Origin of the sequence: Paenibacillus sp., from assembly GCF_031177825.1 — a bacterium.
In the GTDB taxonomy this organism is placed as follows: domain Bacteria; phylum Bacillota; class Bacilli; order Paenibacillales; family YIM-B00363; genus Paenibacillus_AE.
On sequence record NZ_JAPSKE010000010.1, the window covers coordinates 126,975 to 142,246 of the forward strand.

At 44.9% G+C, this 15,272-nt stretch carries 16 protein-coding genes; all 16 read right to left on the reverse strand.

Going from position 1 to position 15,272, the window contains the following annotated elements:
• Window positions 1-57: 57 nt before the first annotated feature.
• Genes RIN49_RS14170 through RIN49_RS14240 form a run of 16 tightly spaced genes read right to left on the reverse strand, consistent with a single transcriptional unit; the run spans window position 58 to window position 15,268 of the window.
• A complete protein-coding gene (locus RIN49_RS14170; protein WP_309120814.1) occupies window positions 58-663 on the reverse strand; it encodes a YdcF family protein in 606 nt (201 codons plus the stop codon).
• The gene (locus RIN49_RS14175; RefSeq protein ID WP_309120815.1) at window positions 653-2,059 is read right to left on the reverse strand and encodes an undecaprenyl-phosphate glucose phosphotransferase; all 1,407 of its coding nucleotides are present in this window, start codon (window positions 2,057-2,059) and stop codon (window positions 653-655) included. The genes RIN49_RS14170 and RIN49_RS14175 overlap by 11 nt, the downstream gene beginning before the upstream one ends.
• 34 nt (window positions 2,060-2,093) lie before the next feature.
• Window positions 2,094-2,960, reverse strand: a complete 867-nt coding sequence (locus RIN49_RS14180; protein ID WP_309120857.1) for a glycosyltransferase family 2 protein — start codon at window positions 2,958-2,960, stop codon at window positions 2,094-2,096.
• A 14-nt stretch (window positions 2,961-2,974) separates the two neighbouring features.
• Window positions 2,975-3,931, reverse strand: a complete 957-nt coding sequence (locus RIN49_RS14185; RefSeq protein WP_309120816.1) for a glycosyltransferase family 2 protein — start codon at window positions 3,929-3,931, stop codon at window positions 2,975-2,977.
• Window positions 3,932-3,933: 2 nt separating this feature from the next.
• Entirely contained in the window at window positions 3,934-4,785 is an 852-nt protein-coding gene (gene rfbD / locus RIN49_RS14190; RefSeq protein WP_309120817.1) for a dTDP-4-dehydrorhamnose reductase, read from the reverse strand.
• Window positions 4,782-5,810, reverse strand: coding sequence for a dTDP-glucose 4,6-dehydratase (rfbB, locus tag RIN49_RS14195; RefSeq protein ID WP_309120818.1), 1,029 nt, complete (start codon window positions 5,808-5,810; stop codon window positions 4,782-4,784). The genes rfbD and rfbB overlap by 4 nt, the downstream gene beginning before the upstream one ends.
• A gap of 18 nt (window positions 5,811-5,828) precedes the next feature.
• Window positions 5,829-6,374 (reverse strand): dTDP-4-dehydrorhamnose 3,5-epimerase, encoded by a 546-nt coding sequence (gene rfbC, locus RIN49_RS14200; protein WP_309120819.1) that lies wholly within the window; start codon window positions 6,372-6,374, stop codon window positions 5,829-5,831.
• 12 nt (window positions 6,375-6,386) lie between these two features.
• Complete coding sequence (locus tag RIN49_RS14205) at window positions 6,387-7,130, reverse strand: sugar phosphate nucleotidyltransferase (protein ID WP_309120820.1); 744 nt, start codon at window positions 7,128-7,130, stop codon at window positions 6,387-6,389.
• A 15-nt stretch (window positions 7,131-7,145) separates the two neighbouring features.
• Entirely contained in the window at window positions 7,146-7,550 is a 405-nt protein-coding gene (locus tag RIN49_RS28800; RefSeq protein WP_375295252.1) for a GtrA family protein, read from the reverse strand.
• A 39-nt stretch (window positions 7,551-7,589) separates the two neighbouring features.
• The gene (locus tag RIN49_RS14210; RefSeq protein ID WP_309120821.1) at window positions 7,590-8,384 is read right to left on the reverse strand and encodes a glycosyltransferase family 2 protein; all 795 of its coding nucleotides are present in this window, start codon (window positions 8,382-8,384) and stop codon (window positions 7,590-7,592) included.
• Window positions 8,362-9,210: a sugar phosphate isomerase/epimerase family protein gene (locus tag RIN49_RS14215; protein WP_309120822.1), complete on the reverse strand. Its 849-nt coding sequence runs from the start codon at window positions 9,208-9,210 to the stop codon at window positions 8,362-8,364. Before RIN49_RS14215 ends, RIN49_RS14210 begins: the two co-directional genes overlap by 23 nt.
• Window positions 9,207-9,980, reverse strand: coding sequence for an NAD-dependent epimerase/dehydratase family protein (locus RIN49_RS14220; protein WP_309120823.1), 774 nt, complete (start codon window positions 9,978-9,980; stop codon window positions 9,207-9,209). Before RIN49_RS14220 ends, RIN49_RS14215 begins: the two co-directional genes overlap by 4 nt.
• Before the next feature lie 10 nt (window positions 9,981-9,990).
• Entirely contained in the window at window positions 9,991-10,971 is a 981-nt protein-coding gene (locus tag RIN49_RS14225; protein ID WP_309120824.1) for a glycosyltransferase, read from the reverse strand.
• Entirely contained in the window at window positions 10,968-12,092 is a 1,125-nt protein-coding gene (locus tag RIN49_RS14230) for an FAD-dependent oxidoreductase (RefSeq protein WP_309120825.1), read from the reverse strand. The genes RIN49_RS14225 and RIN49_RS14230 overlap by 4 nt, the downstream gene beginning before the upstream one ends.
• Window positions 12,093-13,952 (reverse strand): hypothetical protein, encoded by a 1,860-nt coding sequence (locus RIN49_RS14235; protein WP_309120826.1) that lies wholly within the window; start codon window positions 13,950-13,952, stop codon window positions 12,093-12,095.
• 17 nt (window positions 13,953-13,969) lie between these two features.
• Entirely contained in the window at window positions 13,970-15,268 is a 1,299-nt protein-coding gene (locus RIN49_RS14240) for a glycosyltransferase family 4 protein (RefSeq protein ID WP_309120827.1), read from the reverse strand.
• Between the last annotated feature and the right edge of the window lie 4 nt (window positions 15,269-15,272).

Here is a 15,272-nt window from a genome sequence, read left to right on the forward strand (position 1 = left end):
TCCTAATAACAATATATGCTATCAGTATGGGAAACTTGCCGCTGCGGTAAACCTAGGTCAGAGGGCGTATTTCGCCCAATAGACGAGCGTCTTCGCCCACTCCATCATCACGACCTGCTGCTTCTCGCCGTCCTTCCACCATCCGTCGAAGTCGCTTCGATCGTCCGGAGCGCCGCAGTAGGCGAGTTCAATGCCGGACCCCTTATAGACTTTCTCGAAAATGAACCGCGACCGCTTCGCATGCCAGTCCGACGTGACGACGACCGCCGAATCGTACCCGAGCTGTTCCATGAGCTCTCTTGTGTAAACGGCGTTCTCGTACGTACTCCGGGACTTCTCCTCTTGCACGATCGCTTCGGGCGGAACCCCTTCCAGCACCGCGAGCGCGTGCATCTCCTCGTTCGCCGTCGTCCGCCACGACATCTTCGTCCCGTCGGACAGCATCACCTTCGGCGCCACGCCTTCGCGGTACAGCTCCGCGCCCTTGCGCGTCCGCTCGCCGTTGAGTTCGCCGCCGAGGACGACAATCGCGTCGCTCGCGGGCGGCGCGGGGCAGGGAAGCTTGAGATAGTTGCCCGTCGCCGTAAGGGTGGGGACGTGGAGCGCGGTCGCGATGACGGCCAACGCCGCCAGAAAGAGCAAAATCTTATATTTAATACGCATTGCGATTCAACAACCCGTTCACGACCGTCTTCAGAATGATCTTGATATCGAAGAAGAACGTCCAATTTTCGATGTAGAAAATATCGTGCCGAATGCGCTCTTTAATGGACGTATCCCCCCGGTATCCGTTCGATTGCGCCCATCCCGTAATTCCGGGCCGGATATGGTGCTTGACCATATACTTCGGAATTTCTTCCTTAAACTGTTCCACGAAATAAGGTCGCTCCGGACGCGGGCCGACCACGCTCATCTGCCCCATGAGCACGTTGAAAAATTGAGGCAGCTCGTCGAGACTCGTCTTGCGGAGGAAGGCGCCGAACTTCGTGCGGCGCGGGTCGTTTTCCACCGTCCATAACTGATCCGATTCCGATTCCGATTGCACCCGCATGCTCCGGAATTTGTACATGTGGAACGTACGTCGATTCAGCCCGACCCGTTCCTGTTTAAAGATCACCGGGCCGGGCGAGGTGATCTTGATGCCTACGGCGATCGCAAGGAGAAGCGGCAGCGTAATGAGAATGCAGACCGCCGAGAACGCGATGTCGAACGAGCGCTTCATGAACCGATTGCGCAATTCGTCCAGCGGGATGTCGCGCACGTTAATGAGCGGAATGCCCGCGAAATTATCGAAATACGGCCGAGCCGGCAGATAATCGAAGTAGTCCGGAATAATGAGCGTCTTCACGCCGGCCTTCTCGCAGGTCGCGATGATCGCGCCGAATTTCTCGTGCGCATTCAGCGGCAAGGCGATAATGACTTCATCGACCAATTCTTTCGCAAGTACCGCCTCCAGGTCGTCGATGCCCCCGATGATCGGCTTATACGCTTCAAACTCCTTCGGGTGCTCCTGGTGGAAGTCGTCCAAGAAGCCCAACACCTCGTAACCGAGCTCCGGGTAATGCTGCAGGTTCTCGTAGAAGCGTCTTCCTAACGAACCTGCGCCGAGGATGAGCACGAACTGACGGTTATACCCCCGCTCCCGAATGTTCTTCAACCCCTCCTTGACCAACAGTCGGTAGAAGGAGATGAAGGTGATGTTGCCGATCAAATAAATGGCGAGCATTTCCCGAGAGATGTCCACCACTTTCAATATAAACAACACGCTCAGCAATCCGAGCAAGCTAACCAAATGAATTTGTAAAATTCTTATAAGTTCAAAGGAGAACCGCTTTCTCCGCTTCGGCGTATAGAATCCCACCGTAAAACCCGTAACGACCGCGATTACGCCGTACACCAAGCTCCAGAGGAAATAATCCTCCATCGGCAGCGGGTTCTCAAAGGACAGCCAGCCGCTTTCGAACTTCAGCCACCAGGCGAGCAGGAAGATGAGCTGGATGGCGACGAAATCGGTTATTACGTACAACTGGGTCAGGAATCCAGAGCTTCGCCGGATCATGATTTGTTCACCACTCGAATCTTGTTTTCTCTTATTATATGATATTCTTCAGCGAATTTTTCGTTAGAGCCATTAAAAATTTTGTCCAAATTCCAAAATACACCAAACCATTCACGATGAAGTTGTACTTTTTCACATAATGCTTCCGATGAAACAGCCACATCGCGCGATGGAACTCATATACGATCTTGAACGGCTTCCGCCGGCTGCTCGCGCCCTTGTAATGAATCACCGTCGTCGCCGGATGGTACATGATACGCCATCCCGCTTCTTTGATCCGATAGCACCAATCGATGTCCTCGCCGTACATGAAGAACTCCTCGTCGAGCCCGCCGATTCGATCAATGACTTCTCTGCGAACCAGCATAAAAGCACCGACCAAACAATCCACCTCATACGTTTGATCAGGGGCTAAGTGAATCAGCTTGTACTGATTAAACTTCGGATGGTTCGGAAAAAGCTTCGAGAACCCGAACGCGTAGTAGAACGAAGCGAGCGGCGTCGGAAATCCCCGCTTGCACGCTTCGTCCAAAGATCCGTTCGGCAGTACCAGCTTGCAACCGCTAGCCCCTACATCGGCATGTTCATCCATATAGCGAACCATTGTCTCTAAGGTGTGCTCTTCCACGATGGTGTCGGAGTTTAAGAGTAAGATGTAGCGCCCTGAAGCGATCTCCATCCCCTGGTTGTTCGCTTTGGAAAACCCGACGTTTCGAGTATTCGCTAGGGTCAGGACTTCCGGGTGACGTTCCCTCACCGCCTCGATCGTTCCATCGGTAGAGGCGTTATCCACGAGAATGACTTCGTAATTCAAACTCGTTGCCGACGAGAAGACGGACCGAATGCAATCAAGCGTCAATTGCTTCGTATTATAGTTGACAACGATGATCGATAGATCCATTTTTGGCACCCGACTCATTGGAATTTTCCATACACTTCTCGCCAACTCGCCTTCCGCCGCTCCTGAATCCACTTTCTTTGCTGCAGTAGCCGATGACGGTCTCTCCAGAGATCGACCCAAGCACCCGCCAGCTTCGGATCGCGAAGCAACAAGTAACCAAGGCTGGCTGCCTCATACAATAGTATCCAGGGCGAATGCTTGATAACATAGTACACCGACTCATTCTTCATCATCATCCGATATCGGTTAATATACGAGTGTCTGCGCAAAAACAACGGTTTCTCGAACCGAGAGCCTTCTTTCCAGCCCCGTTCGTGATACGCGATTGCCATCGGGACGAAGTAAGACGTCCACCCCAGCAGCTGCGCCCTCCAAGCGGTATCGACGTCCTCTTTGTAAGCGAAGAAGGCCTCATCGAAAAATTGGCCTTGAAAGCTGACTTCGTCAACCATTTTGCGTCTGTATACCGCTGCCGCTCCGGATACGCCGAATACTTCCACTGGGTTCTTGTCGCCGTCATAAATAGCGCCTGTGCATCGATCGACGGCTTTGCGCTTTCGATCGATGCATAAACCGGTGCTGTCGATCGTTCGCCCGTCTTGCTTCCGGAGGAGCAGTCCTGTCACGCTTCCGACCTGCGGGTTCCTCACCAAAAAATCGATCGCATAAAGCAAATAATCCGGATGCAGGGTGACATCCGGATTTAACGCTACGACATAGTCCGAAGCGGATTGCGCCAATGCCTGATTATGCGCTGCCGCAAACCCGGCGTTACGGTCATTTCGAATGCAACGAACCGTATCGGCTGTAGACAGGTTCGCTACTGTTTCATCGGAAGAAGCATTGTCGACGACAATCACCTCATCGACCGTCAGCGATTGGGACAACACCGATTGCAGGCAGCTCCCGATGTCTTTCGCGCTGTTGTAGGTCACAATCTGAACGGCGACCGTAGCCTTCTTCTCGCTCATTTTCAGACCTCTCCCATTTCGGTCAAAAACCGCTCCAGTGCATCCTGCCATGGCGGAAGTAATGCAAATCCATTCGTTCGAATCGCCATATGATCCATCGCGGAGTATGCAGGTCGTGGCGCCGGACGCGGGAATTCCTCCGTCGTGCATGGCGTCAGTTCCACCTTCACGCCGGAACGCTCGAAAATCTCTTTCGCAAAGTCGTACCAAGAGCAGATTCCCGTATTCGAAGCGTGATATATCCCATATTTCTCCGTCGAAGCAAGGTCGAGCAGGAAGCGTGCCAAGTCCACTGTATACGTCGGCGACCCAACCTGGTCGTTCACGACCTTCAACTTCCCCCGCTCCCTGCCGAACTTCAACATCGTCTTCACAAAGTTGTTTCCATTCGAGCCGAACACCCAAGACGTACGAACGATGAAATATTTCGAGGACAGGGTTTGGATCAACCGTTCGCCGGCCAACTTGGAACGTCCGTACACGCCTTGAGGGTTCGTTGCGTCATATTCTTGATAAGGGCGTCCCATGCCCTTGCCGTCGAATACATAATCGGTGCTTACATACACGAGCTTCGCCCCGACCTTCTCGGCAGCGACCGCCAAGTTCCTTGCGCCGTCGGTATTTACCTCGAAGGCTTTATCGACTTCTGTTTCGGCAAGGTCGACCGCGGTATATGCCGCACAATGAACGATGACGTCAGGTTGGATTTCCTTCATACACCTGTCCACCCGACTAAGGTCGGTGATATCGCAATCCTCTCGACCCATGGGTACAACCACATGACCAGCCGCCTCGAATGCCTTGACGACATCGAACCCAAGTTGGCCGCGAACCCCTGTGATTACTGCTTTCATGATGGGGTACCGCTAAGGCGAGTCGCATATTGCTGCTCAAAATAACGGATATACTCGCCGGATAAGATCTGCTTCCACCAGCCTTCGTTGTCGAGATACCATTGAATCGTATGCTCAATGCCGGACTCGAAGTTGTACTTCGGCTCCCAACCGAGCTCGGTACGAATCTTTGTCGCATCGATGCCGTATCTGCGATCGTGTCCCGGGCGGTCTTGAACATACTTGATCAGACTCTCCGGTTTATTCAACGCTTGGAGGATCCGCCGTACGATATCGATATTCGTTCGTTCATTATTGCCGCCGACGTTATACACTTCGCCGGTAACGCCCTTGTGCAATACGAGATCGATCGCGCGGCAATGGTCTTCTACATACAACCAATCACGAATGTTTAGGCCGTCGCCGTAGACCGGAAGCGGTTTATCATGAAGCGCATTAATGATCATCAGCGGGATAAGCTTCTCAGGGAAGTGGTACGGCCCATAATTGTTCGAGCATCTCGTAATGTTAACGGGCAGACCAAAAGTTTCGTGATACGCCCGGACTAAGAGGTCCGCTCCTGCCTTGCTGGCCGAATACGGACTGTTCGGCGCGAGCGGGGTCGTTTCCGAGAACAGGCCAGTCTCGCCTAATGTACCGTATACTTCATCCGTGGACACCTGAACGTACTTTTGTACATCGAACTTCTTGGACGCATCCAACAGCGTTTGGGTGCCCGAGACATTCGTCTTTACGAAAATGCCGGGAGCCGTAATGCTGCGATCCACATGCGACTCCGCAGCGAAGTTCAACACCGCGTCGAATCGCTCCTCCTCGAAGAGGGTATCGATGAACGCGGCGTCCGCGATGTCTCCCTTTACAAATTTGTAATTCGGACGGTCTTCGACTGCTCGTAAATTCTCAAGGTTACCCGCATACGTCAAGGCATCCAAATTCACAATTTTGTATTTAGGATAAGTATTAACCATATGATGAACGAAGTTACTGCCAATAAACCCGGCGCCGCCGGTCACCAAAATCTTCAAGGCTCTCTCTCCCATATACTAGAAGTTCATTTCGGCATCTTTCAATCGTGGGTGTGTCTGATCCTTAGCCGAAAGAATCGGTTCCGACGTCGGCCAATCGATTCCAAGATCCGGGTCGTTCCATGCGATGCCGCGATCATGCTCCGGTGAATAAAACTCATCCACCTTATAGAACACCTGCGTATCCGGCGTAATCGTGCAGAAGCCGTGAGCAAACCCCTTGGGCACAAGCAGCTGGCGTTTGTTCCATTCGCTCAATACGACGCCTACCCATTGCCCGAAGGTCGGCGACTCCTTCCGGATGTCAACCACAACGTCGTAAATCGCTCCCGTCAACACTCTGACCAATTTGGTCTGCGCCTTCGGGTTGAGCTGATAGTGAAGACCTCTGAGGACGCCTACTTCCTTCGACAACGACTGGTTATCCTGAACGAAATCGAAATCCAATCCCGCTTCGGCCATCCGCACTTTGTTATAACTCTCCATGAAGAAGCCTCGCGAATCGCCGAATGCTTTAGGAACCAGAACTTTCACATCGTTAATTTTTGTTTCAAAAATATCCATGGTTGCGACCTCTTATAGTTTAAGTTTGCCGAAAGATTTATCGAACACAAGATCTTTGGCATATTCGTTCGCACGGACTAACGAAGCATGCGTACCTGCATCCGTCCACCAGCCTTGGAGAACGTCGTACGTGAGCTCATTAGCTTGAATATAAGCGTTATTTACGTCTGTGATTTCCAACTCTCCGCGGGCCGACGGCCTCAATGTCTTCACGATGTCGAAGACTCTGCTATCGTACATATAAATCCCCGTCACCGCGTAACTGCTCTTCGGCTGCTTCGGCTTCTCTTCGATCGATACGATCTGGCTGCCTTGAAGTTCCGGAACGCCGTAGCGCTGCGGGTCATGAACCTCTTGAATCAAGATTTTGGCGCCCGTTTTTTGCTCCCGGAAATTAGAGACATACGGAGCAATGTTGTCGGCAAACACATTATCGCCAAGGATGACGACCATCTGATCCCCATTCACGAAGTTTTCCGCCAGACCTAGCGCTTGCGCAATCCCGCCAGCCTCGTCTTGCACCTTGTAGGTGAAGCTGACCCCCATCTCATGGCCGCTGCCTAACAGGTTCACAACGTCTCCCATGTGGTCTTTCCCCGTGACGATCAGAATATCCTGAATATCCGCTTCTTTCAATTTATAAATAGAGTGGAAAATCATTGGATATTTTCCTACAGGTAACAGATGCTTATTTGTTACTTTAGTAAGGGGGTACAACCTTGAGCCTGTACCGCCGGCTAATATAATTCCTTTCACGAAAATACCCACTTTCTATTTTTCTTTACTATTATTAAATACCATAACACCATTTAACCAATATGTGAGCAAACTGGCAAGAAAAAGGCTTGCCGCAAAGGCAACCGTTTTATCAAAATTTTGAAATAGTAAGCTTAGTATCCCCCAGTTACTTAATAGTAACGAAAAGACAGAGGTGGTAAGCAGCCCTAAAAGTGCTATTAACACGTATTTAATAAAGCTAATGTAATGAAACGTTTGCTCAGACTTATACGTGAACTTCTTATGTGTAACAAAGCTAAGAACTATGGAAATTCCATAAGACAAGATAACTGAGATCAAGTAACTCGGAATGAAAAAGGCTAATAATTCCCGGATCAAAATTGTTGAAATTGCGAGAGAGCTCCCTATAAATAAAAACCTTATATACCTTGCATGCAATATTCTAGTTATGGAATTTATTGTTTCTCCACTTCCCGGTTAAGGATGATATTTTCTTCTTGCTAGCTTCCACAATATTTGCATTAAGAGCATATTGCCTCTTAAAGGGCTAATTTTCGTCGGTATCTTTCCCGTAGCAGGATAGGATCGCTTTACAGGCGTTTCTTTAACCTTTAAATGAAGCTGTGGCGCTCTTACCGATAAATAGGCGAGCAGCTCATAGGTGTTGAAGATATCTCGAAACGGCAATACTTCCGGATGCGCCAGATACCTTCTGGAATGGGCTCGATAACCATTCGTAGTGTCTGTATAGCGAAATCCCGCGATAAGGGAGATGAACGGTGCATGAATAAGTCGAATGGCTAGTTTACGGCTAAGCGGAGTATTCTCCTCCACCCCTCCGGGGATATATCGAGAGCCTTGTACAAAGTCATAACCATTATCGAGCTCTAATATAAACTGCGGAATGGATTCGATACTGTCCTTATTATTCCCGTCTACCGTAATAACCCCTTCATAACCTTCCATAAGCGCATAAGCGAACCCCATACGCAATTGAGCGCTTAGTTTTCCAGGTCCTCTCTTTGTGAGTAATGCGCGAACTCCCATTTTTCTTAAGAAGCCTTCTTCCAGAGAACCATCTGTACTGCCGCCATCCAAGATAATAATATCAACGTCATTAGCAAAATGTCCCATTTTGTCAATTTGCTTTCGGATTTTTTCGCCTTCATTAATGACAGGGACGCAGATGCAATACTTTGATCGCTTTTCCCTAAGTTCAAGGGTTTCGAATGCAGGTACATCCCATTTACTACTTGCCTCCAGCCGTTCCACGAAACGCCTCCGCTTCTGCAAGAGCTGCTTGTGATATGGATACTGCGTGTTCTACGGCTTCAAAGTTATGATTCTTAACTCCGGCTTTCATTTCGATGGATACAATTCCATCATAGGAGTGCTGTTTTAATGACTTTATCATTTTTTTAATCGATGATGAATTCTCGTTCAGCAAATTCAAATAAGGCTCGCTCAGATGAACATGTGATAAGTAAGGTAACGCAGCGTGAATACTTTGCGGTACACCCTCATGGTTTAATGTGAGAGCAGCAGCATCCAGGTGTAACCTCACCCCAGGATGGTCCACAGATTTAATAAGCTGAATCCCCTCCGAAGTATTGGTAATAAAGTCGCAGCCATATGCAGGGGGATTAGGCTCAATACAAAATACGACCCCGACATTCTGAGCAAATACGCCAATATCTCTAAAGAACTGTACCGCCGTATCCATGGCCTCGTCGTAATGCATATTCGAGAGCATACGATTTTTTGGCGAACCGAAAACTAACTTCCGCGTCCCGATCCAACTAGCGAGTAACATGATTTGTTCAAGATATAATTGGAGTGCCTTCCTTGATTCTTGGTTAAGGAAAAGCTGTAAGTCGGGCCGGTTAAATAATAAAGATTGCATGGCGACAAGTTCGAATCCCTCGTCGCTCCATTTCATCCTCGTTTCCTTTGCTTCGTCGGATGAAACCTCGGTTGGCCGTGTCCACCATTTCGTTGGAGCTACCTCGATACAATTAACCTTATGTCGCCTAAGAACTTCTAATATTTGTTTATCCTCAGAAGGTTCCCAGGCGATGTTGGATATCGCGAGTCTCATAGAGCCCCTCGTTTCTCGTCTTCAATAAATGCTTTCAACTGATCGATGATTTGATTTTTGGAGTAAAGATAACCATCTCCCCCTCCAAAGCATGCTGCATACTCACTCTTCATATCATAAGCAACCGGTTCCTTGGATGTAACATTTGTAAATTGCGTTTTAAAGCACTCAGCCGCAACTTCTTGAGCACTAATCGGTTGGGAAGAGAAATTTACAGTGTTCAACCCATTTGCCATCGCTGTTTGCAAGTCATCCCATAAACGACTCAAATCGTAGAACTGGAATCTGCTGTCTTTATGTGTCAAATGGAGACAATTGTCGTATATTAGATCGTAAATAAAATTCTTCTTAAGGCCTTTCCCAAATAAACCCGGCAATCGAACGATCAAAGTATCTTTGAAATGTTGGCTGCAAAACTCTTCAAGGAAAAAACGATGTTTCCCATATGGATCGGTGTGTTCGGGATCAATAAAGGTCTTTTCCGTTACGTTCCTTGGTTGTTGGTATACATCAACCGTGGAGATAAGAATAAGCTTATTAGCCTTGACTTCTTTTAGATTGGAAATCAAACATTGAATGTTACCCCAATCCTGATCTGGTTCCTGATTCGCTTTCCACTTAACGGCAGGAGCACCTGCGCAAATAAGCAAATCGAAGTGCTCGCCTTTCATCTCTTCTGCATTTTTGGAGTTGTACAAGTTTGAAAAATGGACCCTATTCATAAGATTCGAACCTACGAACCCCGTGTAACCTACCAACCCTGCTTTCATACCCAACCTCCTAAACTTTCGTTGCGGCTGCTTCCGAATGGGAAACCATCACTTCGTGCTTTATTTCCGGAGAAGCTTCTTTAAACATTTGTACCGATCTTACGCTATAGGACGGTCTATCTTGTAATTCGATCAACATACGACTGAGATATTCCCCTAACATTCCAAAAATAAAAAACATCCCGGCAAATCCGGTGGATATTAAAATCATGAGGGTTGTCCAACCCTCGACAATATTTTTGTTAAAAATGAAATTATAAAGGGAATACACAATCATCACTATCGAAAAAAGGAAGAAGAGTAAAGACATATAATGCGCAGCTTTCAACCCAATATTAGAAAATGAAACGATGACATCTAATGCTAACGATACATTCTCCCTATTCCAAGACCTAGGGCGAACACCCGTTGTCTCAACTACAAGTTTGGTGCTCGGATAACCAGTGAATGCATAGAGAGCCTTACGATATCTCACTTTCTCTTTTAGATTTAGCATTGCGTTAAGAGCGCGTCTTGACACTACACGAGCCACTTCTGTTGATAGATCTAATTGTAAATAAGATAGTTTATTAATCAGTTTATAGAAGAGTTTAGATTTCGTAGAAAGCTGCTTGGATGATGCCGAAACGATATCATAACCTTGTAATGCCTTTTTATAGATTTTCATAAGGACATCCGCTGGGAAAGTTAAATCGAAGTTATCGATTTCAAATACGAAATCACCAATAGATTTATTCAACCCAGCAAACATTGCTTGTTCAACACCGTGTTTACGAGACAAATTAACGATAGTGACATGACTTATCATCTTTTGAGCTACCGATTGTGCAACTGAAAGCGATTGATCGGTACTATAGTCATCAACTATGATAATTTCGTAATTTTCAAATGAAGATGCAAAAAAATAGTCAATGGCGCGAAGCGTCCCTTCGACTTGGGATTCTTGATTATGCAAATACATAATTAAAGACACGAAGGCTTGCTCCTTCATAAAAGCGCCTCCTCTAGGTCGTAGATGGTATTGAATTTCCCCGACATAACGGTATATAAGTTCGGGGCGGTGCTTAGTCGTTTTATAACGGTCGGTCTCGAATCATCTAATTCGGCTTCTGCAAGTATCGTTTTTACGGCAAATAAAGAGTGATCGTACTCAAAGCTTAAGTTGTCGCTCAAGTACTTGTTTGCAAGCTGTTTCATTCGAGTAAAGGCGCTGTTAGGTTTAGATTCACACAAAGAACAATTCATAAGCTGCATGGGTGAGCATTTATTATTTTTGCTTTGACAAGGGAACGTCGGAAGCGCTTCTGTCGAGGACATATGTGGAGTATCCACGACGGAAGTCAAAGAATGGAGCCCGCTTAATCCGAAAGGCATTACGGAGAAAAATGGCCCATCCATCATAGTAATTCCCTTTCCTTCAAGTTCCTTATTTGCCTTCGTTAAGATGACCTCGCAAATTTCATACTTAATTTTCAAGAAATCTGCATTGAACTTATTTAGTATTTGATTTGTACTAGCATATGTCACATTCAAGACGTTAGGAGCAATTAGGGTTTCGCCATTTACAAAATTCAGGACGTATTGATTACCATCGACAACCACATTCATAAGATCCATACCATATGAAATGTTTATCGAAGGAATCCGATTCAACTTCTCAATGAACCAATCGCGAATTTTCGCTGCGTCGTAGGAATACTCTAATGTCTCAAATGCCGCTTCAACAGAACCCTTTCTGAAATATTGGTCTGCTTGGATCTCCGTAGCCGGAATATTTACATATTTACAGAACTTTAAAAATTGCGAGGCATTCGTTAATGAGTCAGTTTTAGATATTGCATAAATTTTCCTGAACGACTGGTTTATTGCAAAATTGAATTCTTGATTGAATCTAGCGTAATAACTTGCCGATTTCTCGGCTGTCGATACACTCCTCGGGTAATGGTAGCCATTATGGACCCGTGCCTGATTTATAAAACTCGCCCTTTGGAGGGGAGCTTGATCAAATTCTATTAATGCGACCCGTAAGCCTTTGGTTCCAAGTATTTTAGCTGCATAGAGACCGAAAACGCCTGCTCCAAAAATGACGTAATCATAAGCTGTGGCTCGCACTTATTGCCCACTCCTTTCGGTAAAGTTGACGTCAGTCAGTGTCAGCTTTATCCCGTATTGGAGGTTATCCTTAGGATTGTACAGTCCCATTACCAGCTCTTTATATTTCACCACTTGGGTACTCACCGTTTTTGTAAGCACATACTCATTTCCTACCATCCATTCGTTAGTCGGAATATTGGGGGTAATGTCCCAATTATCATATCCGTATTCCTGTCTGTTCTCAGGAAGTTTTAATATATCCTCCGAAAAGGGAAAAGCATGCATGTAAAAAACGAATCCCTCTTTTACCTCGTCAGTAACTTGCACAATTATGTTTATATCGTAATGATTTGCTCCTTTGGAGCTTAATTTAACATCTTTAATCAGCAATTCGTCTGTCAGTTTAAAGTTCACTGCTTCTTCGGAAATCGAAGTCAATTTATCTACATTAGGAAACTGTTTTTGAAAGTCGTTCACCTTACCCACAACAGAATAGACAACTAAGAAAACCATCAAAAACACTAATATAATACTGTGGTTCTTACTAATATTATTTTCACCGTTTACTTCAACAGCCTGCTTCTTTAGCATACGATGAATAAATAATGGCAATGCTGCAAAAGCTAATAAGTGAAAAGGCATGTAGAAAATGATGGAATTTAGATGAAGGTGATATCTCATATGTCCTTTTCCGAATACACCCCAAGAAAGTGTAGATATTAACGCCAAAACGAGGAGAACTACAATTCTTTTAGACTCCTCCGTCCGTGTTTGACTGACAAAAACATATCCTAGTCCTACAGTAGATACAATAATAAATAAATGGCTTATCGAAAGTACTTGTTGTATTGTGAAGGCAGGCTGAAGCAAATAATCAATAAAAATCATTATATCCTGTGATAGGCTCACTTGATTTCCAAGAACATCTCCGAAAGTTCTACCATACGAATTTTCTAAAGTTTTACTTAAACCATCCTGAAATGATCCAAAATACTTAACATTTTGAAATAGATTTAATAGGAATGCGAAAACAAAACCTACACAAGCCGCAGCGAAAGAAACAACCGAACGAAAAATAATCCTTCGAAACGAGGAAGAATTCTTCATTTCGTAGTATACTACCGGAATTGCAACACTTAAGGCAATATTCGTTAAATGCTCGTAACCAAGTAGACTTTTTAAAAATACTAAAAAACCAAGGAAAAAAAACCAGAGCAGCATTCTTTTTTTCGAAGATCTAAATTTTTCATACCACATAAATGAGAAAGCAAATGGGAGCAAACTGGCGAAAATAAACCAATAAATACTCATGGAAAAATTAACAAGCCAAGGCGAAAACATAAGACCTAAAAGTGCACTAAGTGCAGACCATTTCCCAAATTCTCGGCGAACTGCGATAACAAATAATGCTAATGTCAAGGCGGTGAAAAAACCGAGAATGGTTCTAATCCAATAAAAATAAACCGGGAGCAACTCAGCATTATTTGGAGCAAACAACCCCAACAATTTAAATTGCAAATAAAATTGTTGCCATCTGCCTAAGATTTCTCCACCGAAAAGAAAAACGCCATGTTCAACAGATTGAGAAACATGATCTTTTACGATATTGTCGGAAAAGCTTTCAAAATTCCGAACTTCAGCAAATGATATTTCGAAAAAATTTATTGAAATAAATAACAGCAAAGTAGAAAAAATAAAAACATATAGTTTTCTAAAAGGATATTGAAAAAAGAAATATATTGTAACAGCAGCCAATACAAAGAATGCAAATACCTTCAACTGTTGAAAAGGAGTGATTAATAATAATGAGAACGCGATACCCATTAGATAAATAAGGGCAGCTTTAGTTGAACATATTACCTCAATTAGTCTTACCATTCTAACATCCCTTATCTCTAATGTAGTCTATTCTTGATAAGCTCTATTGCCTTCCTTAACCCTTTCCCTTTTAAAATCCGCTTGGCATTAACGACAAAAAATTTAACATTCATTTTTATCACCAGACTTATCTTGCCTTTTGTTTTAAGCTTCGTAGGGTGCAAACAATGCTCTCGTAAATCGCGAGTTGTTTTTTCCCACAGGAAACCTTCCTTGATCGATTTTAAATTACTCTTGTATCTCTCATACTCGGATGGATTATTAAGCATTTGGTTTATTGCATTTTTAAATCCAAGAACATCATTTTCCTTAACAACTAAACCACAATATTCCTTCTTTACTAATTCGGCAAAATAATCACCGTCTGTGGTGATTATTGGAAGCTCGCAAAGGATATAATCCAACATTCTGGTCCGGAATGAAAACCTTGTTTCTAAGGAATCGAAGTGACCGCACACTCCTGCGTAAGAATGTACTAAATAATTGATTCTTTCATCGTATGGCGTCCATTCTTCAAAGAAGACAACAGTTCCCTTAATCCCCAATTGCTCTGCTAAAGTTATCGCTCGGACGGTCATTTCCGACTGTTCAATATGAGAATTGGGATGTTTTACCCCAAGGAAAAATAACTTTACATCGTCGCGTTCCTCACTTAGTAAGTGGAAAGCACGAATTAAAGTAAGGGGATCAAGCCACTGCCAAATCCCCCCACCCCATATAAAAACCTTGTCTGTATCTTTTATATTGCTATATTTCAAGAATGGATTCAAAGCCTTTTTAATGGGACTTTCGGATTGCAAGCCAAAAGGAACTACGCCAATAAGTTTACTTAGATTTTTATCATTTTGAAAATATTCAAGATCAACCCTTTTTAAAGCTGTCAACATACCAATATACATGTCCCTCTGTCGTTCACTGGAGCAAATAAAGTAATCGCCAGCATGAATTTGTTCAAACATATAATCTAAATCTAACGAAAAATGAAGATCCTTCTTTCGAAGGTTAATCGTTTCAAAGACAAAGGGATCATAAAGGTCGACAATAATTGTTGCCCTCGATTTTTTTAAAAATCTATTTCTTGACAATGTCATTCCTTGTACAAGAATAGAATCAAATGTATTATGCAACTTTTTCAATACACTTCGTCGGAAAGTAAGGACTGATAAACGCTCATGTTTCCTTGGGCATTCGTTGGGGGTCATAAGCGTAACCTGGAAGTCTTTTGAAAGCTGCTCGGCGATCTGCCAATACCTAATGCCAGGACCGGCCATTTGATGTCCAATCACATCTGGACTAATAATCAGTACTTTCCTCATACCA